The sequence below is a fragment of the Sphingomonas sp. G5 genome, from assembly GCF_052660795.1.
Genome location: NZ_CP109660.1, coordinates 329374 through 355663, shown reverse-complemented (window position 1 = coordinate 355663; position 26290 = coordinate 329374). Strand labels below are relative to the sequence as shown.

The 26290-nt window shown below is 70.3% G+C and carries 22 protein-coding genes; 14 read left to right on the top strand and 8 right to left on the bottom strand.

All coding sequences use genetic code 11. The annotated features are described in order from the left end of the window. Window positions 1–16: 16 nt before the first annotated feature. From eccCa to NE358_RS01675, 3 genes are read right to left on the bottom strand one after another with little or no spacing between them, the layout of a single operon-like run. The gene (gene eccCa, locus NE358_RS01685; RefSeq protein ID WP_499318211.1) at window positions 17–4021 is read right to left on the bottom strand and encodes a type VII secretion protein EccCa; all 4005 of its coding nucleotides are present in this window, start codon (window positions 4019–4021) and stop codon (window positions 17–19) included. Next, window positions 4018–5025, bottom strand: a complete 1008-nt coding sequence (locus tag NE358_RS01680) for an RDD family protein (RefSeq protein ID WP_289940818.1) — start codon at window positions 5023–5025, stop codon at window positions 4018–4020. The genes eccCa and NE358_RS01680 overlap by 4 nt, the downstream gene beginning before the upstream one ends. Beyond that, window positions 5022–6386 carry a hypothetical protein gene (locus tag NE358_RS01675; RefSeq protein WP_146035519.1) on the bottom strand — a complete coding sequence of 455 codons (1365 nt, stop codon included), beginning with the start codon at window positions 6384–6386 and terminating at the stop codon, window positions 5022–5024. The genes NE358_RS01680 and NE358_RS01675 overlap by 4 nt, the downstream gene beginning before the upstream one ends. Before the next feature lie 291 nt (window positions 6387–6677). On the opposite strand from NE358_RS01675, the gene NE358_RS01670 reads away from it, so the two are divergent. From NE358_RS01670 to NE358_RS01625, 10 genes are all read left to right on the top strand, one after another. Further along, window positions 6678–6989, top strand: coding sequence for a WXG100 family type VII secretion target (locus NE358_RS01670; RefSeq protein ID WP_055831852.1), 312 nt, complete (start codon window positions 6678–6680; stop codon window positions 6987–6989). A gap of 38 nt (window positions 6990–7027) precedes the next feature. Continuing rightward, window positions 7028–7306: a WXG100 family type VII secretion target gene (locus tag NE358_RS01665; RefSeq protein ID WP_103207114.1), complete on the top strand. Its 279-nt coding sequence runs from the start codon at window positions 7028–7030 to the stop codon at window positions 7304–7306. Between the two features lie 126 nt (window positions 7307–7432). Further along, window positions 7433–7828, top strand: a complete 396-nt coding sequence (locus tag NE358_RS01660; RefSeq protein ID WP_116238739.1) for a hypothetical protein — start codon at window positions 7433–7435, stop codon at window positions 7826–7828. Continuing rightward, window positions 7825–9129 carry a S8 family peptidase gene (locus tag NE358_RS01655; protein ID WP_180993387.1) on the top strand — a complete coding sequence of 435 codons (1305 nt, stop codon included), beginning with the start codon at window positions 7825–7827 and terminating at the stop codon, window positions 9127–9129. Before NE358_RS01660 ends, NE358_RS01655 begins: the two co-directional genes overlap by 4 nt. A 356-nt stretch (window positions 9130–9485) precedes the next feature. Further along, window positions 9486–10529: a hypothetical protein gene (locus NE358_RS01650; protein ID WP_499318209.1), complete on the top strand. Its 1044-nt coding sequence runs from the start codon at window positions 9486–9488 to the stop codon at window positions 10527–10529. 45 nt (window positions 10530–10574) lie between these two features. Next, window positions 10575–10895: a WXG100 family type VII secretion target gene (locus NE358_RS01645; RefSeq protein WP_074695998.1), complete on the top strand. Its 321-nt coding sequence runs from the start codon at window positions 10575–10577 to the stop codon at window positions 10893–10895. Next, the gene (locus NE358_RS01640) at window positions 10892–11179 is read left to right on the top strand and encodes a WXG100 family type VII secretion target (RefSeq protein ID WP_103206899.1); all 288 of its coding nucleotides are present in this window, start codon (window positions 10892–10894) and stop codon (window positions 11177–11179) included. The genes NE358_RS01645 and NE358_RS01640 overlap by 4 nt, the downstream gene beginning before the upstream one ends. Before the next feature lie 77 nt (window positions 11180–11256). Then, complete coding sequence (gene eccD, locus NE358_RS01635) at window positions 11257–12591, top strand: type VII secretion integral membrane protein EccD (protein WP_103206900.1); 1335 nt, start codon at window positions 11257–11259, stop codon at window positions 12589–12591. Window positions 12592–12594: 3 nt separating this feature from the next. Further along, window positions 12595–13923, top strand: a complete 1329-nt coding sequence (gene eccB / locus NE358_RS01630) for a type VII secretion protein EccB (protein WP_103206901.1) — start codon at window positions 12595–12597, stop codon at window positions 13921–13923. Further along, on the top strand, window positions 13920–15248 hold the full coding sequence (locus NE358_RS01625; protein ID WP_141376492.1) for a S8 family serine peptidase: 1329 nt from the start codon (window positions 13920–13922) through the stop codon (window positions 15246–15248). Before eccB ends, NE358_RS01625 begins: the two co-directional genes overlap by 4 nt. Window positions 15249–15362: 114 nt before the next feature. Here the strand turns inward: NE358_RS01625 and NE358_RS01620 are convergent, their stop codons facing one another. The 3 genes from NE358_RS01620 to NE358_RS01610 are packed head-to-tail and all read right to left on the bottom strand — an operon-like array spanning window position 15363 to window position 16969. Then, a complete protein-coding gene (locus tag NE358_RS01620) occupies window positions 15363–15797 on the bottom strand; it encodes an FHA domain-containing protein (RefSeq protein WP_499318205.1) in 435 nt (144 codons plus the stop codon). After that, window positions 15757–16722 carry a DUF5684 domain-containing protein gene (locus NE358_RS01615; protein ID WP_499318203.1) on the bottom strand — a complete coding sequence of 322 codons (966 nt, stop codon included), beginning with the start codon at window positions 16720–16722 and terminating at the stop codon, window positions 15757–15759. Before NE358_RS01615 ends, NE358_RS01620 begins: the two co-directional genes overlap by 41 nt. Before the next feature lie 52 nt (window positions 16723–16774). Further along, a complete protein-coding gene (locus tag NE358_RS01610) occupies window positions 16775–16969 on the bottom strand; it encodes a hypothetical protein (protein ID WP_116238745.1) in 195 nt (64 codons plus the stop codon). 25 nt (window positions 16970–16994) lie between these two features. Here NE358_RS01610 and NE358_RS01605 point away from each other — a divergent pair, with 25 nt between their 5' ends. From NE358_RS01605 to NE358_RS01595, 3 genes are all read left to right on the top strand, one after another. Then, window positions 16995–17516, top strand: coding sequence for a CGNR zinc finger domain-containing protein (locus tag NE358_RS01605; protein ID WP_289940793.1), 522 nt, complete (start codon window positions 16995–16997; stop codon window positions 17514–17516). An 85-nt stretch (window positions 17517–17601) separates the two neighbouring features. Next, a complete protein-coding gene (locus NE358_RS01600; RefSeq protein ID WP_210072466.1) occupies window positions 17602–17940 on the top strand; it encodes a GNAT family N-acetyltransferase in 339 nt (112 codons plus the stop codon). Then, window positions 17937–18959: a pirin family protein gene (locus NE358_RS01595; RefSeq protein WP_289940787.1), complete on the top strand. Its 1023-nt coding sequence runs from the start codon at window positions 17937–17939 to the stop codon at window positions 18957–18959. The genes NE358_RS01600 and NE358_RS01595 overlap by 4 nt, the downstream gene beginning before the upstream one ends. Window positions 18960–19017: 58 nt before the next feature. On the opposite strand, the gene NE358_RS01590 is transcribed toward NE358_RS01595, so the two are convergent. Together NE358_RS01590 and NE358_RS01585 are read right to left on the bottom strand one after the other, a co-directional pair. After that, complete coding sequence (locus NE358_RS01590) at window positions 19018–22590, bottom strand: S8 family serine peptidase (RefSeq protein WP_289940785.1); 3573 nt, start codon at window positions 22588–22590, stop codon at window positions 19018–19020. Between the two features lie 261 nt (window positions 22591–22851). After that, on the bottom strand, window positions 22852–23973 hold the full coding sequence (locus tag NE358_RS01585; protein WP_289940784.1) for a D-alanyl-D-alanine carboxypeptidase family protein: 1122 nt from the start codon (window positions 23971–23973) through the stop codon (window positions 22852–22854). Window positions 23974–24104: 131 nt separating this feature from the next. Between NE358_RS01585 and NE358_RS01580 the strand changes: the two genes are divergently transcribed. Next, window positions 24105–26240, top strand: coding sequence for an intein-containing Rv2578c family radical SAM protein (locus NE358_RS01580; RefSeq protein WP_289940782.1), 2136 nt, complete (start codon window positions 24105–24107; stop codon window positions 26238–26240). Window positions 26241–26290: the final 50 nt, after the last annotated feature.

Below are 26290 nucleotides of genomic sequence, written 5' to 3'. Positions count from 1 at the left end.
GGGGAGGAACGCCGGATCAGTGCGACGGCGGGGAGAACACCAGCTGCGAGGCGAGAAGACCCTGCTCACGGCTGACGATCTGGGCACGACCGGGAGCCGCGCGCTCGGGCTTCACGCGACCGATGAGCGCGCCCTCTTCGGGGTTTCCGCCGAGCAGGATGCCGGTGACACCCAGGTCGGTGAAGCGCTGAATGATCGGATCGTACGCCGCGCGGCTAGCGCCACCCGACCGACGGGTCAGGATGACGTGCAGCCCCAGGTCGCCGGCCTGCGCCAGCAGGGGCTGCAGCACGGCGATCGGGTTCCCCTGGCTCGTGGCGACGAGGTCGTAGTCGTCGACGAGGATGAAGCCCTCGGCGCCCTTCCACCAGCTGCGCTCGCGCAGCTGCGTCGGCGTGACATCGGGCCCGGGGATACGCGTCGAGAAGTACTGCGACAGGTCGTTCATCCCACCCGTGGCCAGGTCGTGCGAGGTGAGGTACGCGCCGAGGTACTCGTCGGGGATCTCGCCGAGCAGAGCGCGGCGGTAGTCGACGACGAAGATCTTCGCCTCAGCGGGCGTGTACAGCCGCTGGATCTCTTTGGCCACACCGCGCAGGAACGACGACTTGCCCATCCCCGAGTCGCCGTAGACGAACAGGTGCGGTTCGACGCGGGGATCGATGCCGAAGGGCGACAGCTGAGCTTCCTCGATGCCGAGCAGCATGCGTCGGTCACCGGGCTCGGCGAGAGCGCGCACCTCGTCGAGCGAGATGTTCTCGGGCAGCAGTCGCAGCTTCGGGCCCGGCTCCCCGTGCCAGGCGTTCGCGATCCTGCCGATCATGTCGGCGACGCCGTCCGCGATGGTCGAGGGATCGTCCGACCCGTCGATCCGCGGAACCGACGTGAGCATCTGCAGCTTGGACACGGCGAGACCGCGGCCGGGCTGGCCGACCGGGACGTTGGCCGCCTGCTTGCGATCGACGTCGGAGTCTGTGGGGTCGCCCAGGCGGAGCTCGAGGCGCGTTTGGATGAGGTCCTTGAGGTTCGCACGGATCTCGAGCCACCGGTTCGCGGTGACGACGACGTGTACGCCGAAGCTGAGGCCTCGAGCGGCGATCGTCTGCACTCGCGCCTCGAGCGGCTCGAACTCCGACCGCAGGGTCGACCAGCCGTCGACGATGAGAAACACGTCGCCGAAGCCGTCGTCGAGACGCCCCTCGCGGCGTCGCGAGCGATAGGTCTCGATCGAGTCGACGGCATTGCGGCGGAAATACTGCTCGCGCGCATCGAGCACGGCCTCGACCTCGGCGATCGCACGGCGGACGGCCTCGGGCTCGGTGCGCGTGGCCACACCCGAGATGTGCGGGTGCTGCTGCATCGCGGTGAAGCCGCCGCCGCCGAAGTCGAGCACGAAGAACTGGAACTCCTGCGGGGTTCCCGTCAGCGCCAGAGCCGAGACCAGCGTGCGCGCGAGGGTCGACTTGCCGCTCAGGGGCGAACCGACGATCGCGACGTGACCGGCGGCACCGCCGAGCGACACCGTGAGGTGGTCGCGGCGCTGCTCGAGGGGGATGTCGACCACGCCGATCGGCACGGTCAGAGCGCCCGCTGCGCGCCAGCGACGCGAGACGAGTCCGAGCGCCGGGTCCTCGGCGAGGTCGGGCATGAGCTCGTCGAGCGGGGCGGGGTCGGCGAGCGGCGGCAGCCACACTTGGTGCGCTTCGGGGCCGCGGTCCTTCATGCGGTCGACGGCGATCTGGAAGGTGGAGCGCTTGTCGGTGGCCGGAGTCGCGATCGCCGCGGGAGTGGCATCCGTATTCTCTTCGACCGGATCGACGTCGGGTTGAGCGAGAGCGGTGAAGACCTCGACGCGCGCGGGCCCGGTCGCTCCGGACTCCGGATCGTCCACACTCAAGCGGGCATTGCCCTTCGGCCGACCCGACACGTACGCCGCGCGGAATTGCACGAGGTTCTCGGTGTCGCTCTTGAGGAAGCCGACTCCGGGCTCCTGCGGGAGCGTGTACGCGTCGGGCGTGCCGATGATCGTGCGCGACTCGGCGGCCGAGAAGGTGCGCAGACCGATCCGGTACGACAGGTACGTGTCGAGACCGCGCAGCTTGCCCTCTTCGAGACGCTGGGATGCCAGCAGCAGGTGCACGTGCAGCGATCGACCGACGCGACCGATGTTGAGGAAGCTGTCCACGAACTCGGGCTTGGCCGTCAGCAGCTCGGAGAACTCGTCGACGACGACGAGCAGAGCCGGGAGAGGAGCGAGATCCGATCGACCGCCGAGACGCGCGGTCTCGTACTCGCCGACGTTCGCGAAGTTGCCCGCGGCGCGCAGCAGCTCCTGGCGACGCACCACCTCTCCCTGGAGGGCGTCCTGGAAGCGGTCGACGAGAGCCAGCTCGCTGCCGAGGTTGGTGATGACCGCCGAGACGTGCGGCATCTCGGCCATACCGGCGAAGGTCGCACCACCCTTGAAGTCGACGAGCACGAAGTTGAGCTGTTCCGGAGAGTGCGTCATGGCGAGGGCCAGCACGAGCGTGCGCAGCACCTCGGACTTTCCCGAACCGGTCGCGCCGACCATCACGCCGTGCGGGCCCATGCCCTGCGACGCGGACTCCTTCAGGTCGAGGACGAGGGGCGTGCCCGAGGGCTCCTGGCCGATCGGCACGCGCAGGCGGTCGCGCTCGAGACGGCGCGTCCACGCCTGGTCGAAGTTCACGGTCCGGACGTCGGGCAGCCCCAGGAGCTCGGTGAGCTCCAGCTGGCCCTGCGTCGTCGGCGCATCGACGACGACCATGGGCGCCGGCCGCAGCGGCATGAGCCGTCGGGCGGTGGCCTCGGCCTCGGCGATGGTCATGGCATCCGGAAGGAAGGTCTGGGCCCGGCCCGCGCCGTCGATGAACTCCGCCGGGGCGACGACGGACTTCGACTCGGCGCGACGCCCCCGCGCGACCACGGGCGCCTCGGCGAGCGCGACGCGCGCCACGTGCGGGTCGTCGAGTTCGTCCCACCGCGGGGGAAGGTCGATCACGGTCACGCCCTGCGCGCCCTCGAGACCGACGAGCGGACTGTTGGTGGGGGTCTCGACGCCGTCGACGATCAGCACCACGTGCGGGGTCACCCCGCCGCCCGGGGTGAAGCGCGGACGCGTGGAGAGCTGCGGGGGCAGCATGTCGACGAGTTCGTCGAGGGATGCCGAGATCATGCGCGCGGGCCCGAGTCGGTCCTGCACGCGCGACGACATCGCGTGCGGGAGCCACTTGGCCCAGTCCCACGCGGGCATCTGCGCGGGACCGGCGAGGATCGCGATGATGACGTCTTCGGGGTCGTGCAGGGTCGCGGCGGAGGCCACCAGCGAGCGCGCGAGACTGCGGACCGCGTCTTCGTCGGAGCCCACGAGCTCGATGCGCGAGTAGTCGCCGAGGGGGAATCCCAGCGGCAGATCGCGCTGCATCTCGTGAGTCAGCATGAAGCGGTGCGCGGCCGAGGCGGCCACCGGGTCGAGCTGGGCCAGGGGCGGGAGCTCGGGCGCCTCGAGCGTGAGGCTGAGCGGCTGGTCGGTGACGCCGATGCGGGCGAGGAGGAACGTCTCGTCGCCGGGCTGGCGCTCCCACACGCGCGAGCGCTCCTCGGCAATGAACGGCAGAGCGGCCGGGGCCGGCATGATCCACCCGCCATGGCGGCGCTGCTTGCGAGCCGCGACGCGCACGGTGTCACGCAGGTCGGACAGGTAGGCGAGGTACTCGCGGCGATTGCCGAGCACCTGCGCATTGCGCTGGGCGCGCTGACGCCACCCGTTGACCGCCACGAAGCCGAGGGACGACAGCAGGAACATGCCACCGATGAGGAAGCCCGTCGGCCCGCTGTTCGAGATGGTCACCATCACGATGGCGCCCACGCTTCCGAGCATCGGCAGGAGGGAGGTCAGGATGCCGCTGCCCCCCTCGTTCGGCACGAGTTCGGGTGGCGGCTGGAGCACGATCCGCCCGTTGGGCAAGGACGGCGGGGCGATGCGCGGACCCGTGCTCACACCGGACCTCCGATCAGACGACTCAGGGTGAAGACACGTTCGCTGAGGCGCACGCGGGTGCCCTCCTCGAGCAGGGTGCGGGAACCGGGGCGCAGCACGTGGACGGTGCCGTCGTCGTCGATCAGCTCCGATCCGTTGGTGGATCCGGCGTCGGTGACCCACGCGGTCTCGCCGTCATGCTCGAGACGCAGGTGGGTCTTGGAGATGAGGCGATCGGGGTCGTCGACCGAGATGAGCACGTCGTTCGGTTGATCCGCGACGGGGGCGCGACCGAAGTTGACGGCTGCGGGAAGGTCGAACTGTTCGCGCTGACCGGTGTCGAAGACGACGAGCAGTTGCGCACGGCCAACGCCCGGGGTGCGCGCGGGAGCGGTCGGCGCCGGAGCCGAGGGTTCGGGTGCGACGGTCGCGGGGCGCTCCCCGGCGACACTGGGAGCCTCGATGGCGATGATGGGGGCGTCCCATGCCGGAGCGAGAGGCAGGGCCGCCGCCGAGGCGTCCATCCGCAGGGGTTCGCGCGAAGCACCGGTGCGTTGGACCGTGGGCTCGGACAGGACGCGGGGCTCATCGGCATCCGGAGCCTGCTTTCCGCGAGGAACCGCTAGCAGAACGGTTCCCGCGGCGCGATCGGCCCAGGAGCGCCGACGGCCCGACTTGTCGAATGCCGCCGAGGCGACGACGACCCACGCGCCGGCGAGGAGGACGACGCCTCCCATCACGACGAGCAGGCCCCGGACGAATGCGCGTCCGGCCCCCGGGACGACGGGCGATTCCACCCGCGCGGTGCGCAGACCGAAGAGCAGCGCACCGGGGGTGAGTCCGCGTCGCGCCTGCAGGATCCACAGACCGAGCAGGGCCTCGGCGGCGACCGCCGCCCCCAGCACGGGAGAGGCGAGAAGGGATGCCGCGACCGAGACGATGACCACGAGGGCCGCGTCGACACTGAAGGCTCCTACGCGCACCCCCACCGTCGCGGGCGCGCCGAACGGCGTCAGCTGCGTCATGTCGCCATCATCGCACGAGCGATCTCCACCGCTCCGGCCGCGAGCATGCCCGCCGGAAGAGACAACGCCGTGGCCAGCGCCTCGAAGATGTCGCCGGTGCGCGACCAGCCCAGAGAACGCAGTCCGCGACCCACCGGAACGACCAGCAGGGCGGATCCGAGACCGACCACCAGGAGGATGCCGGCGAAGACGACCAGCATGTCGGGCGACACCCTCGGCAGCAGCGCCATCAGGACGGCGACCACCACGGCGGCGGCCCCCAGGCGTTCCACCCACCGCAGGAACGGCACCGTGCTGCGGCGAGAGCTGAGGAGGAGGGCGAGAACGACCGTCGTCGCCAGAGCGATGCGACCGCCGAGCACTACCGGGTTGTCGGTGTCGAATGTCGGCAGCGCCGTGAACGCGCTGGCGGCCCCGGCGGCAATCAACAGAACCACCCCGATCGTGAGGCGGGCGGTGGATCGTTCGACCAGTGCGTCGGCGTCGTCGGCTTCGATCGTGCGGACCTCATCGGGGAGGTTCTGCCGGACCGTCCAGCGCGTGCTCTGGAAGCGGCCGTAGTCGATGAAGGTGCCGGGGGCCACGTCGACGAGGCTCGACTGCAGCACGCGCTGGGCGACCGGCACGAGGCCGAGCGTCACGGCCGCGGGCGCGGACGGGTCGAGGTGCATCAGCAGCGACAACCCCCAGACGGCGGCGAGGACCGCCAGCACGATCGTCGCGGTACGGCTCTGCGCGCGCAGCGTCTCGGTGGCACCGAGCACCCCGATCACTCCCGCGACGACGGCCGCGGCGAGCAGACCCGTGAAGACGGCGACGAGGGGAGCGGCGGCGGGAAGCCCGGGGACCACGGCGACACCACCGCCGAAGGCCAGCGCGACGACGCCCACGACGGGGGCAAGGATCGCCGTGCGCGCTCGGGCGCGCAGGGCGAACACCGCGCCCGCGACGAGCGCGGCGACCAGGGCCAGCACGGCAACGGCCCCCCGCACAGAGGGGGGCAGGCCGTCACCGCCGACCAGACGAAGCAGAGCCAGGATGCCGCCCCCCGCCGCGAGCACCCACCACACGGCCGAGACTCGTGTGGCGTTCGGAGCCGCAGCGGCGCGGGCGACGGCGTCGGGCAACGAGGCGCCGGGGTCGACCAGGACGAGGATGACGCCGTCGTCGAGCGAGGTCATGGCGGTCGCCCGGTCGATCTCGCGGCCGGAGATTCCCACCACACGAGTGCCGCGGGCGGTGTCGGAACCGGCTGCGCGCAGCACGTCGTCGACGCGGGCGCGAAGAGGAACGACCAGGTCGAACCGCGATTCGCCATCGATGAGCGCCACACGACGCCCCTGCACCACCTCTGCGCTCAACGGTCCCCCTCGTTCTCGCGCTCTCCGGCCCACGGGCCGCAACCGCACCAGCGTATCCGTCCCGCACGGAGCCGTGTTCGCCTTTCCACGGTTCACCGGGGATAAAGATGAGAGTTTTGTCATCTTTCAAATTGCGCAAGAGGCTTGAACCGGGGGGATGCTTTACGTAAGTTCGAAGTCCGGTGGGGGGCTCCGGTTCCTCCATCGACGCCGTGTGCGGGTCATCTATCCCCGTGCGCGTATTCGATCCGCAACGCCCGGGCGCGCCCGGAGGAACATCGAGGAGACACAGTGGCAGATCTCATCGCAGCCCAGGAGGGTGCGCTTCGTCGAGGGGCCGAAGCGGTCAACACCGCGAAGTCGGGCATCGACGAGCAGGTGCGCAAGGTTCGCACCGAGCTCGACCAGGTGGCCGGTTTCTGGACCGGCGCCGCGGCCGGCTCGTACACGCAGCTCATGCAGCGTTGGAACGAAGAAACCACCAAGCTCAACAACGTGCTCGTCACGCTCGAGGACGCCCTCCGCGGCACGGAGCGCGACCAGGCCGCGTCGGAAGAGTCGCACCAGCAGACCATCGGCAACCTGGGCTCCCTGCTCGGCTGAACCCGCTCGACACGAAAGAAGGAACTCTCATGCAGTCCATGTCCGTTCGTCCCGAGCAGGTCATCGCGCTCTCGGGTCAGATCCGCAACGGTGCCTCCGGCATCCGCACCCGCCTCGACGAGCTCGAGTCCCAGGTCAACGCCCTCCGCTCCTCGTGGGATGGTGACGCCCAGACCGCGTACGACCAGGCTCAGGCCCAGTGGACCCAGTCCATCACCCGCCTGAACGAGCTCCTGCAGCAGATCGCCGGCAAGACCGACGAAATCGCCCAGGGCTACACCTCGACCGACAAGTCCGCCGCCGGCCGCTTCGTCTGAGTCGTCTCGAGCCGGCGGTCGCTGAGGCGGCCGCCGGCTCTTGCGGCCCGTTCGGGCCGCCGCAAGTTTTCCGCGCGGCAACATCGTCGCGTGCTCGCCGCACGCGCGTGAAGAAATGAGTGAAGTATGGGCTCCGTCATTCGGCTCGACAGCGAGTTCGTTCGCGCGAACGTGAGCAAAGTCGTTCAAACAAGCGACGAGCTCCCCGCAGCGACCATCATCGGCGTCGTCGACGGCAATGGAACCGAGCCTGCGGCCTCCCAGTTCACGCAGCTTCTCCGCACCCGTGCCGAGACACTCGGTGCACGCGTCGAAGAGGTGAGGCAATACATCGCGCAGAACGCAGCTGCCCTCTCGCAGGCCGTTCAGACGTTGGAGGAGCGGGACGAGATGAACGCGAGCGACGCACAACAGGTCACGGCGATCATCGACGCGGCATCGACGGCCCCTCCGGCGGGCGTCTCGCCGGGTGCCTCTGCCGGGGGGCAGGCCGGCGTGCGCGGCGCCCTTGGCCTGCAGTGAAGCGGCATCCGCTCCGAACGTTCGGAGCAGTTCTCCTCGTCGCCGGGTTCATATCTCTGAGCGCTGCGTCCCCGGCTTCGGCGGCGACGACCTCAGGGACGACCGGCCTCGACTTCTGGTGGGACAAGTACGGCGTTGATGCCGCACATTCGGAGGGCATCACCGGCCGCGGCGTGAAGGTGGCCGTGCTGGAAGAGCAGATCAACCCGTCCCTTCCGGTGTTTGAAGGGCAGAATTTGCGCATCTCGGACAAGCCGGTATGCAAGGACCACCCTTCAATGACGTCTACCAACCCCGACAAGGGCACACGTCACGGCACGACAATGACAGCTTTGCTCATCGGCAACGGCACAGGATCCGGGGGAGTTCGCGGGATCGCTCCCGACGCTGAGGTCACTTTCTATGGGTACGGCCCGGACGATCGCCCGTGCTACCCAGATTCAGCGACCGAGACGGATATGACCGCGTGGGGCTATGGCGTCAAGCTCGCGGTCGATGACGGCGCGAAGATCGTTTACACGGCGGTAGGTATGGAGCGGCACGAAGCGGACGCACCTGCTATCGCGTACGCCATCGCCCGGGGAGTGGCACTTGTTTCTGCGACGGCCAATCCCAGCGCCGCTGACTTGCTCGGCGCACCGATCACCGATGGCGGAGACTCGCTGAATGGGGTCGTCGCCGTATCTGCGATCGGACCGGACGGAGCCCTACAGACCAGCGCGGACGGATCACCCTGGATCATTCCACAAACGACCGTGGTTGCCGGGGGCGACCGGTTCCCAGAGATCGGGACCGAATCCGGGTGGGACGGATCAGCGACGGCCACCGGGTCGTCGAATGCATCTCCCATAGTCGCAGGCATGCTTGCGCTCGCGGCTCAGAAGTTTCCGGAGAGCACGGGAAATCAACTGATCCAGGCGATGCTCGCAACGACGAACGGCGAACGACACGAGCCCTCTCGGACGGAAGACGGTTTCGGCTACGGAGCGGCGTGGCTCCCGACCCTGCTCGCCGTCGACCCGACGACGTTCCCCGATGAGACACCTCTCATGAATAAGAGCGCAGGGTTTCCGACAGCCGATCAGATCGCGGCAGCTAGGACGAACGGATATGTGGCTCCGGATCGAGGCCGAAGCTTCGACCAATACGCCGATGACAGCCCGACCAGCGGTTTCGATTTCTCATCCCTCGTGATGTGGGCCGTCATCGGGATCGTGGCCCTTGTCCTCATCGCGGCGGTCATCACCGTGCTCATCATCGTCACTCAACGCCGTAAGGCGAGAAAGGGGACATCGCCGTGACCGGTACCTGGGAACAGCGTTTGACGAACTTCGCCGAGGGAGGCCAGCCGTGGGACGTTCCCACGCGAGGCTCACTCGTCAACGGCTTGAACGCATTGCGGGAGGTTCTGAACCGCGTCGCAAGCGACCCCGGCATCACAGGAGAGGCCGGATCTGCCGCTCAGGCGAGATTCAGTGCCGCTGCGAGACAGATCGCTCAGCAAGTCACCTACGTCGAGGACGAGCTCGCTCAGCGGCTTGATCAAGCCAACGACGTTCGATCACGCGCGCGAGATGCGCTCGACACACTCCCCTCCGGCTCGCTCTCCGGGGGTCAGGAAGCTGCGGTCCGTGGCGCTGCTACCGGCGCGACTCTCATGCTGGGACCGATCTCCTTCCTCGCGGGTGAGGGGGCCGTCGGGCTGATCAACGGCTATCTGTCCGATCAACGGGAGGCCGCCGCGCGCTCCGCTATGGAGGGTTTCTCCGACGAGATGGATGCCGTCCAGGTCAGCGACCCCCCACCACTCAACTTCACCTTCTCCGAAACTGACACCGTCGAGCCAACCGGAGGCGGTACCGGTGGGGGCGGGGGTGGAGGCGGCGGACGCTCCGGTGGACGCAGTTTCGAGCAGTACCCCGACTGGGACACGTCCCCCGTCGCGACCCCCGGTGGCAACGACGGCGGCAACTCGCAGCCCGAGTACAACGCGATGCCACAGCCGGGGGTCATCGGGCCACGACCTGACGGCCCGATCCACGGCAACACCCCCATCATCGACCTCGACACCATCAAGCCCGAGCCGACTCCAGACGGCTCGATCATCGGCACCCCGAACCTGCCCGGGGTCGTTCCCTCGGTACCCGGAGGCGGTTCGCTCGGCGGTTCCGGCGGCGCGGGAGCGGGCATCGGCTCGGGTCTCGGCGCGGGCCTGATCGCAGGCGGAGGCGGCGCGGCCGCACTCGGCAGCATCGCGCGTGGCGCGGGCGCCCCCGGAGGCAGCCTGTTCAGCGGTGCGGGCGGCACGGCAGCATCCGGCGCAGCCGGTCGCTCGGGCGGCCTGCTCGGCAAGACCGCCGCAGCCGGCTCCGGCCTCGGAACCCGCGGCGTCGGCGGAATGGGCGGTGCCGCCGGCGGCGGCGCACCCGCGGCATCGACGGCCAAGGGTGCCGGTATGCGCGCTGGCGGCGCGGGTGGCGGCGGCGCGGCTGGCGGCGGAGCCGCCGGTGGCGGAGCCCGCGGCGCAGGAGCCGGTGCCGGCAGCCGCGGCGTCGGCGGAATGGGCGGGCCCGGCTCGCGCTCCGACCGGCGCGACGAGGCATCGCGCGGGCTCGGTGGCCCCATCGCCCCCCGCATGGAGGACGATGAGGAGATCGGCCCCCGGTCCGAGAACGCACAAGCCGGCGGACGCGACGAGTGATCTCGTCCTTCGACACACTGAACGGTTCCGACAGGAGAACACGACATGTCTGACCGCATTTCCGCGGAAGAGGGAGCCCTTGCCCGGGGCTCCGAGGTGGTGAATGGCGCGCACGCCGACATCGCCGACAGCACCAGGCGGGTGCTCGCGGAACTCGACGAGCTGCGCGGCAACTGGTCGGGGGACGCGGCGAGCTCGTACGGCATCCTCGTCGAGGAGTGGACGGCGGGCGCGCGGAAGCTGAACGACGTGCTCATCACCCTCAGCGCCGCGCTGCAGGCCACGGCACGCGACCAGGAAGCCGTCGAAGAAGAGCACCGCACGACCATCCACGGTCTCGGAACGATGCTGGGAGGCCAGTCGTGAGCGACTTCCGTGTCACGCCCGAGTCGCTGCACGCTGCGGCTGCTCGGCTCCGATCAGAGAGTGCGCGTATCGACGCGACCCTGGGCGGTCTCGACAGCGAGGTCGCTCGCCTGCGGGGACAGTGGGAGGGCGCCGCGCAGGCGGCGTACAACAACGCCCAGCAGCAGTGGAGCGCCACGCTCGAGCAGATGCGCGACGTGCTCCAACGCATCTCGAACGCCACCGACTCGATCGCCGACGACTACGTCAGCGCCGATCGCGCGTCGGCGGCGCGTTTCCACTGACATCCGACCCCTGACCCACCGATAGGATTTCGGGGTCTGACCGCAGGGGGCTTCGGTCCGGAAAGAGGGGGCCGCAGATGGCTGACGTCATGAATGCGACACGAGCGCTGCTGCGGTTGTCGGTACAGAGCGAGGGACGCAGGCTCGACATCGCGATTCCGGCGCAAGTGCCGGTGATCGAGTTCCTCCCGGGCTTCGCCCGGTCCCTCGGCGTGCTCGATCCGTCGATGACCTCGGCGGGATACGCGCTCCAGCGCTCGGACGGCACCAGCGTCGATCCGTCTCGCGGCGCCGCGGCGCAGGGCATCGTCGACGGCGAAGTGCTGACCCTCGTGCGCGGAGGTCTCGTCGCCCAGCCGCGCGTCTACGACGACATCGTCGAGGCCGTCATCGACGCCACCAGCCAGCAGAACCGTCCCTGGACCACCCGCGACAACGCGCGCACAGCCCTCGCGGTCAGCCTCGCGCTGCTCGGCGTGTGCGCCGTCCTCCTGCTCGCAGCCGGTCGCGCCCTCCCCTTCGGCGCTCTCGTCGCGGGCGGCGGAGCCGTCGTGCTGCTCGTCGTCTCCGCGGTCGTCTCACGACTCGGCCAGCGCGAGGCAGGCCAGGGCCTGGGGATGGCGGCATCCCTCTTCGCCGCCGTCGCCGGCTTCATCGCGATGCCCGCCTCCCTCGACATGTGGGGATTGCCGATGGCCGCCGCCGGCGGCGGAGCCTTCGTCGTCGCGGGTGTCTCGCTCGCCCTCACCCGGGAGCGGGCCGAACTGCAGCTCGCGCCCCTCGTGGCCGGCGGCGCGTTGGGCGTCACCGGTACGCTCGCCGCATTCTTCCCCGCCCCCGCCGTCTGGACCCTCATGGTCGGCGTCGTCGCCACGCTCGCGGGGGCCCTGCCCTGGCTGGCCATCGGCACCACGCGTCTGCGCGTGGTGTCGCCCCAGAGCGACGCCGAGATGTTCGCCGACCCGCAGCCGATCGACGCCGACGACGTGGCCGCCCGTGTGGCACAGGGCAAGCGCGTCCTGATGGGGCTGCGCCTGGCCCTGGCCGCCGCCATCCTGGTGGCGACTCCTCTGGTCGCCGCGCAGAACGCCACCGGCGCTCTCGTGTGCGCCCTCGCGTTCGCGGGCATGATGTTCCCCTCGCGCCAGACCTTCGCCCGCTCCGGCGTGCTCACCGTCATGGCCACGGGCATCATCGGTCTCGTCGTGGCCGGGGTCGTGGCCTCGCTCGCCCAGCCGGGTCTGCGTGTGGGCATCCTCGTCGTCCTGGCCATCGCCACCGTCTGCGTCGTCACCGTCACGTTGCTCGCCCCCAAGACGCGCCTGCGGCTGATCCGCCTCGCCGACACGGCCGAGCTGCTCGTTTTGGCAGCGCTCCTGCCCCTCGCGGTCATCTCGTCCGGTCTGGCCTGACGCATGGCCACCAAGGGCGACCTGATCGAGGCGCAGAACTTCTCGCGCCGCCGCCTGCTCACCGCATTCGTCAGCGGCGCCCCCGGCGGTAAAGAGCTGCAGCCGAGCTCGCCGTTGCGCGCGGTCATCGCCGCCATCGCCCTCACCGTGATCGTGGTGCTCGTCGGCGTCTTCTACGGGCTCATCCGCCCCGGTCTGCCGACGGGCTGGGAGAACGGCAAGCTCGTCCTCGTGTCCGACACCGGTGCCCGCTTCGTCACCGTCGACGGTGTGCTGCACCCCGTGATCAACACGGCCAGCGCCCGTCTGCTGCTCCCGGCGAACGAGTACGGCGTGATCTCCACCGACTCCTCGACCCTCGGCGGTACCCCCGTCGGCGACACCCTCGGCATCACCGGCGCTCCCGACGAGCTGCCCCCCGTATCCGGGCTGATCAACACCGGCTGGAGCGCCTGCGTCTCCGACGACGCCGGTCTCGACGTCCGCATCTCCGCGGCCGCGGCCCCCACTCCCGCCACGGACCGCGCGGTCGTCGTGTCGGTCGACGGCATCCTCCACGTGGTGCAGGGCGGTCGGAGCTTCGCCGTCTCGAGCGAAGTCGCCGACGCCGTGCTGCGCGCCGCGGGGATCTCCTCGCTCTCCCCCGTGACCGTGCCGGCATCGTGGCTCGATCTGTTCACGGCCGGTACGGCGCTCACCCCGATCACACTGCAGAACTACGGGCAGCCCGTCACGAACACCTCGCTGCGCGTCGGCCAAGTCATCCGGCAGGCCGGCGCCGCCGAAGACGAGCGCTTCCTCGTGCAGACCGGCGGGGTGCTCGAGTCCCTCTCGCCCCTGGCGTGGCAGCTGTACCAACTGGGCAGCGGCGAGGCCCTCAAGGGCAAGGTGACCGAGGTGACCGCGGACGAGATCCGCAGCCTCCCCACCGCGACGCAGGGCCTCGGCGACGAGTGGCCCCGGGTCGGCTTCGAAACCGTCCCCTCGGGCCAGCGTCCCTGCGCCGTACTCACCGCCGGCGAAGGCCAGGCCACGACGACCCTGGCCACGCAACCGACCTCGACCGCCGTCACCACCGGCATCCGGGTCGATCCCAGCCACGGGGCTCTCGTGCGCGCCGGCGGACGAGGCGCCGACAACACGAGCATCCTGACACTGGTGGATGCCACGGGCACGGCGTTCCCGCTTCCGGGCGCGACCGACGACACCATCGCGCGGCTCGGCTATTCCACGAACGACGTCGGCTCGATCCCCGACGGGTGGACCGCCCTCCTGCGCACCGGCCCCTCCCTGAGCGAGAGCGCCGCGCAGCAGACGCCGGAGACGAAGTGACCCTTCGCTCCCGCGCCGCTCGCCTGGCAGCCCTCGCTGCCGCGGCGGGGGTGCTGCTGGTCGGCATCCCGTCACCCGCGTCCGCCGTCGGTCCCACGACCGGCGTGCTGGCGGCGACGACGCAGAGCCAGTGCACTGCCTCGACGCGCATCCCCGACGCGCCCACCGCGCTCGCGTCGCTGCAGAGCTCGTCGGCCTGGCCCCTCACTCGTGGGGCAGGCGTGACCGTCGCCGTCGTCGATTCGGGGGTCGCGGTGAACCCGCATCTCGAGGCCGCGGTGCTGCCCGGGGTCAACCTCGTCCCCGACGGTACCGATGCGTCGGGACGCACCGACAACTATGCGCACGGCACCGTGATCGCCGGTCAGATCGCCGCCCAGCTGATCTCCGGCTCGGGAATCCAGGGCCTGGCACCCGACGCGAAGATCCTGCCCGTGCGCGTCTACGCCGGTATCGAGAAGCAACTCGTCGAGGCGGGGTTCGGTCCGAACACCGAACGGCTGGCCGAGGGCATCCGCTACGCCGCCGACCGGGGTGCGCAGATCATCAATGTCTCGATCAGCACGAGCGAGAAGAACGCTTCCCTCGCGGATGCCGTGGCCTACGCGCAGCAACGCGGGAGCCTCGTCGTCGCCAGCTCGGGAAACCGCTCGAACAACGACTCCCCCGAGCAGGACGACAAGGACGGTGCGCGTTACCCCGCGGGCTTCTCCGGTGTCATCGGGGTCGCTGCCGTCGGGTCGGGCGGTGTCGTCACGAAGGCGAGCATCCACGGCCCCCACGTGAGCCTCTCCGCCCCCGGTCAGGCGGTCGCCTCGTCATGGCCCCTGGGCGGCGATTGCGTCGTCGGGGCCGACGAGCCCGCGACGAGCTGGGCCACGGCCTACGTGTCGGCCGCGGCGGCGCTCGTGGCATCCGCGCACCCCACCGAGACCCCCGCCCAGTGGGCGTACCGGCTCGAGGCGACCGCCGTCCGCGCGCAGCCCGACACGCGCTCCAACATCTCCGGATGGGGTGTCGTTCAGCCTTACGACGCGATCGTGATGGTTCCCGGGACGGGTCTGCGAGGTCCCAAGAGCCCCTTCGTCGCCGCCAGCCCCTCCGCCTCGCCCACCGCGACCCCCGAGGCGGTCTCGGTCGTCATCGGGCCGGGACCGGATGCCGCGGCCATCGCGACCGCGACGGGCGTCGGCGTGGCCGGACTCATCGCGCTCGGCGCGATCGGTGCTCTCGCGATCTACGTCAGCCGTCGCCGCGAAGAGGCGACTCCACGGCGCGCCGCCCCCACGGGCCGCGGGCTCTACGGGCCCGAAGAGCAGGAATAGCCGGCGGCGGGAAGAGCCCACCGGCCGCGAGCACGGCCGGCACGAACCGGCCGTGAGCCCTTCGGGGCGCGAACCAGGAGGAACTCGACGGCATCAGTCCATCGCCGATCGACGTCAGACGGTCGCCGGACGCAACTCGATGCTCGCGTCGCCGAGCCGGAAGCGCGAGGTCGCGATCGCGGACGCACCCGCCGGAACCCGCTCGGTGCGCCCGTCGTCGTGGATGAGGGTCACTCCATTGGTCGAGTCGAGGTCGGTGATGCTCCAGCCGGTGACCGTCCACTCGAGTCGCGCGTGCTGCTTCGACATCGTCCGGGTGTCATCGACGACCGCGACGTACTGCACCGCGTCTTCCCCGTTCCCCGGCTTGCGGCCCAGAACCACCGTGCGACTGGTCAGCGCCACGCGGCCTCCGTCGGGTAGGGCGAGGGTCCACTCGCCGCGCCGACGCGAGCGCGGGCGGGCGGTCTGCGTCAGCTCGTCGAGGGGAGCCGCAGCGGCGGCACCGTCAGGCTGAGGGGCGGCCGTGGTGTCCGTGGTCTCGGCCACGCGGTCGAAGCCGGTGTCGTCCCGCCCGGTAACCGGAGCCGACGACGTGGTCGCGGCCTGAGCGGCACCGGTCGGGAAGGGCGCCGCGGGAGCCGGCGGCACCGGAGCAGGTGCCGCCGCAGGTGCGGTCCCTGTGGTCGGAACCGACGCCGCCGGGTCCGGCGGAGGAGTCGCGACCCCCCGCCGCCTCCGTGTCGAGGGCCGCGGCCGCGATGGGCATCGCCGGCGTCCGGGTCAGGGCCGGCTCCGCGTCGGCCGTCGGCGCCGGGGCAGGCGTCTGCGCGGCGACCCCCGGAACGATGTCCGAATCCGCGGCTTCCGCGTCTTCCGCCGCCACCGACCGACGCCTCGACGGATGGATCGACGTGTGCTCGAAGTCTTCGTCGATATCGACAGGTCCGGGCAGCACGGGCACCGCGACCGGCTCCGCCACGACGGCGGTCGACCGTCGCCGTCCGGCGGTCGCGACCTCGGCCGCGCTCGCGCCGGGGATGGTGGTGATCGGACCGGATGCCGTCTCACTCAGAACGATCGGACGCTCATCGGCGACATCGCCGGCAGGCGCGGCATCCGTTCGCGGGCGTGCCGAGAGGATCGTCGCCCACACGGGCGGGAAGATCACCGCGAGGGCGGTCGTACCGGCCCCGCGCCCCGCGGTCTGGCCGATGCGGTGAGCGGCGGTAGCCTTGAGCACGAGACCGTAGATGTTGACGCCGGGGACCACGAGCAGGACGGCGCGGACCGGGTCCAGCCGCCCCAGGCGGAACAGCTCGGCCTCGTTGACCAGCGGGATCCAGGCGCGCCAGGGCTCACCCCCGTGCGTGGCGAAAACGCGCGACAGCCCGATGGCGTACCAGACGTGCAGCGCGATCACCGGCACGAGGATCGCGCACGCGATCGCCGCGATGAGGCTCAGAACAAGCATGCGTCCCCCGTCAGCAGTCTGCTTCGACGCTACCGTGCGGTGCGGCGCCGCGTCAGCCGATTTCGCGCGTCAGTGCCGTCGGCGGAGCAGCCGCGACCGCGTCGACGTCCACGCGTCGTACGGAACAGCCGGCGCATCGCACGTACCGCACGCGCCCGTCGCTCGTGAGGTGCACCGACTCCGTCATCCACGCGTGTTCGTGGACGGATGCCGAGGGGGCCAGGGGAATCGTGCGCGAAGCGGTCATGGATCCAGCGTGATGTAATGCCGTTATGCATCTCAACCCTTACGGGGAGTACGCGGTTCTCCTCGCCGCCTCGCTCGCCAACGACTGGCCCGCCGATCGCGACGGGATCGAGCGCCGCACGATCGAGATGGGGATGACGATGACGTTCCCCGTGGCATCCGACGATCACGAGCGCACCCGGGCCGTCATCGACGACTGGCTGCACGTCGTCGACGAGACCGATCCCGACGCGCGGGCGGACCTGCTCAACGCCCAGATGGCGGCCGTCACCGCCTACCCGCGCCTCACCGATCACGACGGCGAGGGGTGGCACCTGCACTATCGCGACAGCGACGAGGCCCTGCCCCGCGTGCTCGCCGCCGTGATCTCGGTCGGCACCTCGCTGCACCTGGTCACGCGCGGCATGAACCGCCTCTCCCGCTGCGCGGCCGATCCCTGCACGAACGTCGTCGTCGACGTCACCCGCAACGGTCGTCAGCGCTATTGCTCGGTCCGCTGCGCCAACCGCGCCGCCGTGCGGCGACACCGCTCGCGCGAGGCGTCGTAGCAAACTCCATCGGGTATTCCGCGGGGATGGCGGAACACCCGCACGCGCACGTACGTTGCTGTCGTTACCGACGACAGGAGACCCCATGGCCGACGAACTGACCGTGACCCGCAACGACGACGCCCGCCGCTACGAGATCCACGTGGGCGACGAGCTCGGCGGCTTCCTCGAGTTCCGCGCGATCGACGACGATCGCACCGTGCTCCCCCACACCGAGATCGACCCGTCGTTCAAGGGCCGCGGCCTCGGCTCGGCCCTCGCCGGCGAAGCGCTGTCCGACCTCGCCCGACGCGGCGGCAGCGTCATCCCCTCGTGCCCCTTCGTGGCGCACTACCTGCGCGAGCACGACGTGGCCGGCCTGGTGGTCGAATGGCCGAACGACGACGACGCCGCCGACTCGGCGGCACCCGGCGAACCCGCGTGACCCGGCTCGACGTCGCTCCCCCCGAGGCCGAGGGACCTGTCGACTGCGACGGCCCGCGCGCCCTCGTGGTGGCGGCGCGAGAGGTGCCGCTGGGCGGCGTGCGCGGCATGGAGGTGCACCGCACCCTCCCCCACCGCGCGCTGCCCATGGTCGGCGCGTGGTGCTTCCTCGACCGCTTCGGCCCGCAGGACACCCTCATGCGCGTCGAACCGCACCCGCACATCGGTCTGCAGACGGTGACGTGGCCGATCGTCGGCGAGGTGAGACATCGGGATGCCGTGGGCAGCGACGTCGTCGTGCGCCCCGGGGCCCTCAACCTCATGACCAGCGGCGCCGGCATCGCGCACTCCGAGTACTCGGTGGGCGAGGGGCCGATCCCGCTCGACGCCCTGCAGCTCTGGGTGGCGCTTCCCGAGTCCCGTCGTCACGGCGAGCCCGCGTTCGAGCGCCACGAAGACCTCCCCGTGCTCGATCTCGGCGAGGGCGCCGACGCGGTCGTCGTGATGGGCGAGCTCGGCGGGACCACTTCGCCCGCGACCGTACACACACCCCTCGTCGGCGCCGAACTACGCCTGCCTGCGGGAGTCGCGGTGCGCATCCCCCTCCGCCTCGACTGGGAGTACGCGGTCTACGGCATGACGGGAACCGTCGAGGCGGTGACGGGAATGGATGCCGTCGACGCCGACGCGGCGAGACGCCCGGGCTCTGCGCCGGAGGCGGGACCCACGGCATCCATCGACCACACCCGACTGGTCTACCTCGGAAAGGGCCGCGACCACCTCGAGCTGCGCAGCGAAGACGATGCGCGCGTGTTCCTGCTCGGTGGGGAGCCGTTCGAGGCCGACATCGTCATGTGGTGGAACTTCGTGGGCCGATCGCACGACGAGATCGTCGCAGCTCGCGAAGCCTGGGAAGCGGGTACGGCCCGCTTTGGGCCCGTGATCGACCACGGGCCCGAGCGCATCCCGGCCCCGCCGCTGCCGGCGGTGAAGCTCACACCGCGTCGGCGCCGCGGCTGATCCATCACGCACAGCGGCGCCCGAGCCGAAGCCCGGGCGCCGCCGCGTCGATCGAGGGCTACCGCAACACGATGAACGCGCTGCTCGCGCGTGACGACTCCACCGTCGCGCTGCCGCCGTAGACCGCCTTCACGAGCTTGACCCCGCGCGTCTGCGGATCGAGGGCAATGGTCGCCTTCCCGTCCTGCAGGGTTGCGACGTAGTCCTTGCCCGCCACGGTGACGGTCACATCGCCTTGGGGTGCGGGACCGCTGAGCGACCGCACCTTGACAGTCAGCGTGTACGCGTCGCCGGTGCGACCGACCCAGGGGTCGACGGTGACCGTCGTGAACGAACCGACCACGACCGGCACCCCGACGCTGTCGGCGGTCGCCGTCAGTCCGTTGGCGGGCGAGGTCGCCGTGACCCGTACGGTGAGCACGCGGCCCAGGTCGGCGCGCTGCACGCGGTACGACGCCGAGGTGGCGCCGTTCACCGGCTCGCCGTCGCGCAGCCACTGGTACGTCGTGGTGACGTCGGCCGGGTTCCACGTGCCGGGGGTCGCCGTGAGGGTGCGCCCGAGCTTCGCGGTGCCCGAGATCGTCGGCGCGTCCACGATCGCCGGCGCGGCTTCGCCCGAGTCGACGGTCAGCACCGTCTGCACGTCGGAGTCGCCGTACCGTACGACGCCGAGGTACTGCGTTCGCGGAGCGAGCCCCTGCCACGACAGGTCGTACGAGACGGCCTCACCCTGCTGCACCGGAAGCGGATTCGGCGTGGCCGTCAGTTGTCCCTCACCGCCGGGGGTGACGTTGGCGTACGTCATGTCCCAGGTGAAGGGCCCCGTGAACGAGTAGATGTTCGCCTCGATCAGATACGTGCCGGGGGTGGGGTTCGGCAGCGTCACCCGCTCGTCGGCCGAGGCCGTCGCAGAGGTGAAGCGCTCGTAGTACCGCAGGTCGTCGGGGCTGACCACCCGCGAGACGAACAGGTCGAGATCGCTCCCGGTGTCATCCGACGAGTTCAGGTCGAAGCGCGAGAGGGTCGTCCCCTCGGGCACCTCGACGGTCCACCGCACGTATCCGTCGGCGTCACCGGAATCCTGGTTTCCGCTGTGGCCCTCGACGGGGTTGTCCGAATCGGTCAGCAACGTCTGAGCGGCAAGCCCCGACACCGTCAGAGGCAGCTCGCCGCCGACACCCGGGAGGATCTCGATCTTCGTCGAGCCCGCCAGGCCCGTTCCCGAGACCTCTGCCGGAGCCTCGGCGGTCGCGGGACGGATGGCGATGGGCGAGCGCACCTGCGTGCCGTCGCCGGTCCAGGTGAGGAAGCCGCTCGTCCACTGCTCGGCCGCGGCATCGGTGCGCGAGAAGGTCACCGTGAACGTCTTCTGCTCCCCGGCCGCACCGAACTCGAGCGTCGACGGCTCGACCGTGGCATCCACTCCGGGCACATTCACCGAAGCCGAGAACGTTCCGGCCCGGGTCGAGGTGACCGTGCGGGTGACGGTCTGCGGCTTCGCGAGCGAGCCGATCGAGATCGACGCGAGATTGAGGTCGCTGCCGTCGATCGGGGCGACGCCGAAGTCCTCGAGGCCCTTGCCCTGGAGGAAGGCCGCCCAGTCCGCGGGACCGTTGAGGTACAGCAGGCCCGGATCGAAGTACTTCGTGGGGTCCACGTGCCCGGCGCCCTGCGCGAAGGGGTCCTGAGCGGGAGCTCCCTCGGCGTCGACGGTGTCGTACGCGGTGGTCATCATCGCGGACTTGACCTCGGCGGGCGTCGCGAGCGGCCGCTCACCCAGGTACAGCGCGCCGAGACCGGCGACGTGCGGCGACGACATCGAGGTGCCCGAGAGGAACTCGAAGGTCGGAGCGGCGCCGGGGGCGTTGGCAGCGGCGGCGAGGATCGCCACGCCGGGGGCCGACACGTCGGGCTTCAGGATGTCGCTGCCGTCGGCGAGCATGGGGCCGCGGCTCGAGAAGCCGGCGACCTGCGGCGTCGGCGTCGTCTGACCCGTCACGTTCTCGCCGACGAGGGTCGCCGTGGCATCGGCCGTGCCGCGCACGTAGGCGAGCAGGGCGTCGCGATACCGGGCGTCGATGTGCACGGTGGGCACCGAATGGAAGTCGTTGTCGACCGAGGCGGGAGTGACGTTGACGAGGATCATGCCCACGCCGCCGGCGTCCTTCACCGCCTGCGACTTCTCGATGCGCGCGTTCTGCCCTCGGTCGCACACGACGATCTTGCCGGCCGCCTTCGCGGCGTCGAGCGATCCGATGAGGCACAACGCGGCGCCCGCGGGATCGGCTCCGGATGCCGCGATATCGCCCGCGTAGACCACGGGAGCCGTCACGTCCTGGCCCTCGCGGACCGACACCGTGGCACCCGCGGCCTGGAAGCCGTCGGGCAGCTCCACGGTTCCCTCGTAGGTGGGGATCGTGGATGCCGCGACCGTCGTGTACCAGGGCGAGGCGTGGTCGGCGGTCGACGCGCCAGGGCCGGAGTTGCCGGCCGAGACCGACACGAAGACACCGGCCGCAGCGGCGTTGAAGAACGCCTGGTCCTCGAGGGAGAGCGTGGTGGTGGCCGCGCCTCCGCCGATCGAGTAGTTGATGACGTCGACGCCGTCGGACACCGCGGCGTTGATCGCGCCGAGCAGGTCGCTCAGGGCGCAGACGTCGTCCGTGGTGACGAGGGGGTCGGGACCCGCCCAGCAGGCCTTGTACGCGGCAACCTTGGCGGCCGGGGCGACACCCGAGATGGCGCCGAAGTCGATGCCCTCGACGCTCGCGTCGACTCCGTTGTTTCCCGCGGCCGTGCTGGCGGTGTGGGAGCCGTGCGCGTCGCCGTCGCGGGGCGAGCGGTAGTCCGCCTCGAAGGTGAAGCCCGTGGCGGCGGCACCCTGGTCGAAGTACCGGGCGCCGACGAGCTTGGTCGAGTAGTCCGAGAGCGACCACCCGTTGCCCTCTGCCACGCGGGTGGAGCGGAAGTCGGTGCCGTCGCCCTTGCGGAAGACGACGTCGTTGCCGTCGAGATAGGGCTCCGAGCCGGCCGTGGTGCCGAGCTGCTCGCCCGCGAAGGCGGGGTTCTCGGGCGCGATGCCGGTGTCGACGACACCGACGACGACGCCCTCGCCGGCCGAACCGATGCCACCGATCTTCTGCCAGACGCCGTCGTCACCCTCGAGGCCGAGGAACTCGGTCGAGGGGACGGCGACCGGGTGGCGGATCTCGTCGGGCACGACCTTCTGCACACCCTTGGTCGCGGCGAGCTTGGCGGCCTGGTTCGGGTCCATGCTCGCGCTGAAGCCGTTGACGGCGATCGTGTAGGTGGCATCGGGACGAACACCCGCCTCGTCGGCGACGTTCTGCTGCCGCTCCTCGAGGAAGGCGGAGTACTTCCGCGCCTGCGGGGAGTCGGCGTCGAGCCGCGCCTCGTCGGACTTCGTGGCGTCGAGGCCCGGCTCGCCGCCCTCGTACGTGGCGACGGGGGCCTCGTCGAGGACCACGATGTAACGGCCCGTCGCGGATTCGATGGGTGTGGGAGGCGTCACCCCCTCGCCCACGTCGGCAGCCTGAACGGCTGTGGCTCCGGCAACGGTGAACAGTCCGGCCAGGGAAATGGCCGCGACCGAACGCAGGGTTCGACCCATCGTGCGCTCCAAACGGGGGGATGAATTGAGCGATCTGCGCGGCAGCGGTGGCGCGCGTTGCACAAACATAACTCAGAGCGCTTTCATCACCAACGTTCAGTTTGGACGACATTCGAAAACGTCGGCATCCCGAGCCGTCCTTCCCGCGGGGCACGATCGCTCGCATCCGGTCTCTGAGAGTCGGGGTCCGTCACCCCTGTCACCCCGGTCAGCGGGTCGTCGGACCGGCACCGCGGGCGGGGGCCGCGACCCGACGACGCGTCAGTAGGTCGGCGCGGCAGGCAGTCCGAAGAACTCCTCGAGGGTCGTGAAGCCGCCCTCGTGGTAGGCGCGGGCGAGCTCGGGACCGATGTAGCGCAGATGCCACGCCTCGGGCTCGTAGCCGCTGACACTCTCGCGTCCCTCGGCGTAGCGGGTGATGAAGCCGTACTCCCAGGCGTGCTCGCGCACCCACGCGCCCTGCGGCGAACCGGCGACGTCGTCGAGCGTGCGGCAGGAGCCGTTGCAGGGGACGATGTCGACGGCCATCCCGGACTGGTGCTCACTGAACCCCGGGCGCGCGCTCTCTCGATCAGCCTCGGCGACGCCCCCCACGGCGACTCGTCCCGCGTAGGTCGACTTCTGCGTCGTGTACGAACGGTAGGCGCTGAGGTAGCCGATCTCGCCGACTCCGGCGTCGGAGGCGGCCTTCACGAGCGAGGTGAGGGCGGCCGCGGCCGGGGCGCGGACCGCGGAGTCCTCGAGGGCACGTACGTTCGCGGGCATGACGAGGTCGCCCGGCTGGTAGTCCACCGGGTCGTAGGGGCGCTGCTTGTTGACGACGAGCCACTCACGGTTCGGGTCCGAGAGCGAGACGCAGGGGGCGATCCCGGATGCCACGGCGGCACGGAACGCCTGACCGCCACCGGCCGCCGCGATGGTGGCGGCATCGTCACCCGACGCCAGGGCGGCGGTGAAGGCGGGGTCGTCGCAGGGAGTCGCTGTCGCGGCGACGGCGGCGAGCTGCGGAACGGGTATCCCGTCGTCGGCGACGGGCGGAGGGCCGGAGAGATGGTCGACGGCGTCGGGCGCCGGGCCGGGCACTCCGCCGGAGGCGGCGGCGCCGATCGCCACCGCGCACCCGGCGACGACGATCACGGCCGCGACCACCACGACCAGACGCCGCCGCAGCGGCACCGGGGAGAATCGGCGGATGCCGCGCGGCCCGGGCGCGGCGGCATCGAACGCGCCGATCCGGCCACGACGCCGGCCGCGGGTCGGAGCCTGCTCGGCGGGGGCGCGCTCGTCGAACACGGCGGGGAGGGTGAGCGCCGCGGTCGCGAGCCTCTCGGCCTCGGCGCGCGCGGCGCGGCGTGGCGAAGTCTCGGGATCGTGGCTGGTCATCGACTCCATTCTCGCGCGCGCATTCTGAGCGGTCGACCCGGGTGACGGCGGGCTCGGCGAAACTCGTGCACGTTGACGATTTTTGTGGCCGCGGCGTTGCCATTTCGTCGAACATGTGTTCGACTATTCTCATGAGATGGCAGGGGCAGCAGCTGGGCGTCGACGACGCAGCCGCGCTCCCGGGCATGGAACGAATGGACGGCCTCGTCCGCTCGGTGACGACCCCGGAGTTCGCCGGGATGACGTTCCACGAGGTGCTCTGCAAAAGCGCACTGAATCGCGTCCCTGGCGCCTCGGCCATGCCGTTCGACTGGACGGTGAATCCCTACCGAGGCTGCAGTCACGCGTGCTCGTACTGCCTCTCCCCGGACACCCTCATCTTGAAAGCGGACGGCCGACAGGTCCCCCTGTCGGATATCCGCGTCGGAGACGAGGTCATCGGCACCGAGAGGGGATCGCGATACCGCCATTACGTGCGAACAACCGTTCGCGCGAAGTGGACCACTCGCAAACGCCTCCATCGCGTCACCCTCGCGGATGGTACCGAGATCGAGGGCAGCGCAGACCACCGGTTCCTGACGGAGCGCGGCTGGAAGCACGTCACCGACTCCCCCGTCGCGGGCCGACAGCGCCCTCATCTCACCGTGTCGAACCGTCTGCAGGGTTTCGGAACGGGTGCCCACACCTCCGTGGAGGCGTCGGGTCCGGACTGGCGCCAAGGGTATCTGACCGGCATGGTGCGCGGTGACGCGATGATCTTTCACAAGACCTACGACGACGGGAATCGAGCCCGCGAGATCCACCGATTCCGCCTCGCCCTGGCCGATCGGGAGGCGCTCGATCTCGCAAAGGAGCTTCTCGAGCAGATCGGCATCGTCACGATGGTCCGCCCCTTCTCCGTGCCCGCGCATCGCCGACCCATTACGGCTCTTCACACGGCAAAAATGCACGATGTCGCGCGTCTCGAGGACTACATAGCGATACCGCGCTTGCGAAGCCGGGAGTGGATGGCGGGCTTCCTCGGGGGCATCTTCGACGCGGAGGGCTCGTGTTCGCGCGGGATCGTGCGAATAAGCAACGCGAACGAGGAACTTCTCTCGCTGACCGAAGAGGCTTTCGCCGCATTCCGCTTCGACGCTGTTCGCGAACCCGCTCGCCCGAACGGTGTGTCGAGTATCCGCCTTCGCGGAGGGCTCACCTCGAGACAGCGATTCTTCGATACCGCCCGACCGTCCATCACGCGCAAACTCGATGTCTGCGGGACAGCGGTCAAGACCAGCGCGGACCTGAGAGTCGTGAACGTCGAGGACATCGGCTACGACATCGACATGATCGACATCACGACGGACACCGAGGACTTCGTCGCGAACGGCGTCATCAGCCACAACTGCTTCGCTCGAAAAACTCACGAGTACCTCGACCTGGATTACGGGGCCGACTTCGACTCGCAGATCGTGGTGAAGGTGAACGTGGCCGACGTGCTACGCACCGAGTTGCGCCGGGGGTCGTGGGCGCGGGAACCCGTGATGCTCGGGACGAACACCGATCCCTATCAGCGTGCGGAGGGTCGGTACCGCCTCATGCCGGACATTGTCGGGGCCCTCACCGACAACGGCACACCTTTCTCGATCCTCACCAAGGGCACGCTGCTTCGACGGGACCTCCCTCTCCTCGCCGAGGCCTCGCAGCAGGTGAAGGTCACGCTGGCGATGTCGATCGCCGTCTTCGACGACGCCCTCCAGCACTCGATCGAACCGGGCACTCCCAGTGCCGAAGCCCGGCTCGAAACCGTGCGCGCGGCGACCGCCGCGGGATTCCGGGTGACGGTGTTCCTCATGCCGATCATGCCGCACCTCACCGACTCGGTCTCCGCTCTCGACGACGCTCTGGCGCGCATTCGCGAGGCCGGTGCGGCGCGTGTCGTATACGGGGCACTACACCTGCGCCCCGGCGCGAAGCAGTGGTTCTTCGAGTGGCTCGAACGCGAGCACCCGAACCTCATGTCGTCGTACCGCGGGCTCTACCCGGGAGTCTCCACCTCGGCGCCGAAGGCCTATCGCACGTGGCTCGGCAAGCGCATGCGACCGCTGCTGCGCATGCACCGCCTCGACGGGTGGGACGAAGACGATCACCCGCGCGGCCGCCCGCAGCCGGGGTTGGCCGCCCGCACACCGCCTGTCAGCAGCCTCGGACCCGTTCACCGCACCGGGGTCCCGGCATCCGGTCGCCCCCGCGTCGCGCCTGCGAGCGAGCCGACCCTGTTCTGACCTGCCGATTCTCGCCGCGGGAAACGCGCAAAGCCCCCGTCGCCGAGGCG

Coding starts and splice junctions, on each gene's coding strand:
- NE358_RS01680 (WP_289940818.1), bottom strand. CDS start 5,025: ATGACGCAGCTGACGCCGTTCGGCGCGCCCGCGACGGTGGGGGTGCGC.
- NE358_RS01665 (WP_103207114.1), top strand. CDS start 7,028: ATGTCCGTTCGTCCCGAGCAGGTCATCGCGCTCTCGGGTCAGATCCGC.
- NE358_RS01660 (WP_116238739.1), top strand. CDS start 7,433: ATGGGCTCCGTCATTCGGCTCGACAGCGAGTTCGTTCGCGCGAACGTG.
- NE358_RS01650 (WP_499318209.1), top strand. CDS start 9,486: ATGCTGGGACCGATCTCCTTCCTCGCGGGTGAGGGGGCCGTCGGGCTG.
- NE358_RS01645 (WP_074695998.1), top strand. CDS start 10,575: ATGTCTGACCGCATTTCCGCGGAAGAGGGAGCCCTTGCCCGGGGCTCC.
- eccD (WP_103206900.1), top strand. CDS start 11,257: ATGGCTGACGTCATGAATGCGACACGAGCGCTGCTGCGGTTGTCGGTA.
- eccB (WP_103206901.1), top strand. CDS start 12,595: ATGGCCACCAAGGGCGACCTGATCGAGGCGCAGAACTTCTCGCGCCGC.
- NE358_RS01615 (WP_499318203.1), bottom strand. CDS start 16,722: ATGCTTGTTCTGAGCCTCATCGCGGCGATCGCGTGCGCGATCCTCGTG.
- NE358_RS01610 (WP_116238745.1), bottom strand. CDS start 16,969: ATGACCGCTTCGCGCACGATTCCCCTGGCCCCCTCGGCATCCGTCCAC.
- NE358_RS01605 (WP_289940793.1), top strand. CDS start 16,995: ATGCATCTCAACCCTTACGGGGAGTACGCGGTTCTCCTCGCCGCCTCG.
- NE358_RS01600 (WP_210072466.1), top strand. CDS start 17,602: ATGGCCGACGAACTGACCGTGACCCGCAACGACGACGCCCGCCGCTAC.
- NE358_RS01590 (WP_289940785.1), bottom strand. CDS start 22,590: ATGGGTCGAACCCTGCGTTCGGTCGCGGCCATTTCCCTGGCCGGACTG.
- NE358_RS01585 (WP_289940784.1), bottom strand. CDS start 23,973: ATGACCAGCCACGATCCCGAGACTTCGCCACGCCGCGCCGCGCGCGCC.
- NE358_RS01580 (WP_289940782.1), top strand. CDS start 24,105: ATGAGATGGCAGGGGCAGCAGCTGGGCGTCGACGACGCAGCCGCGCTC.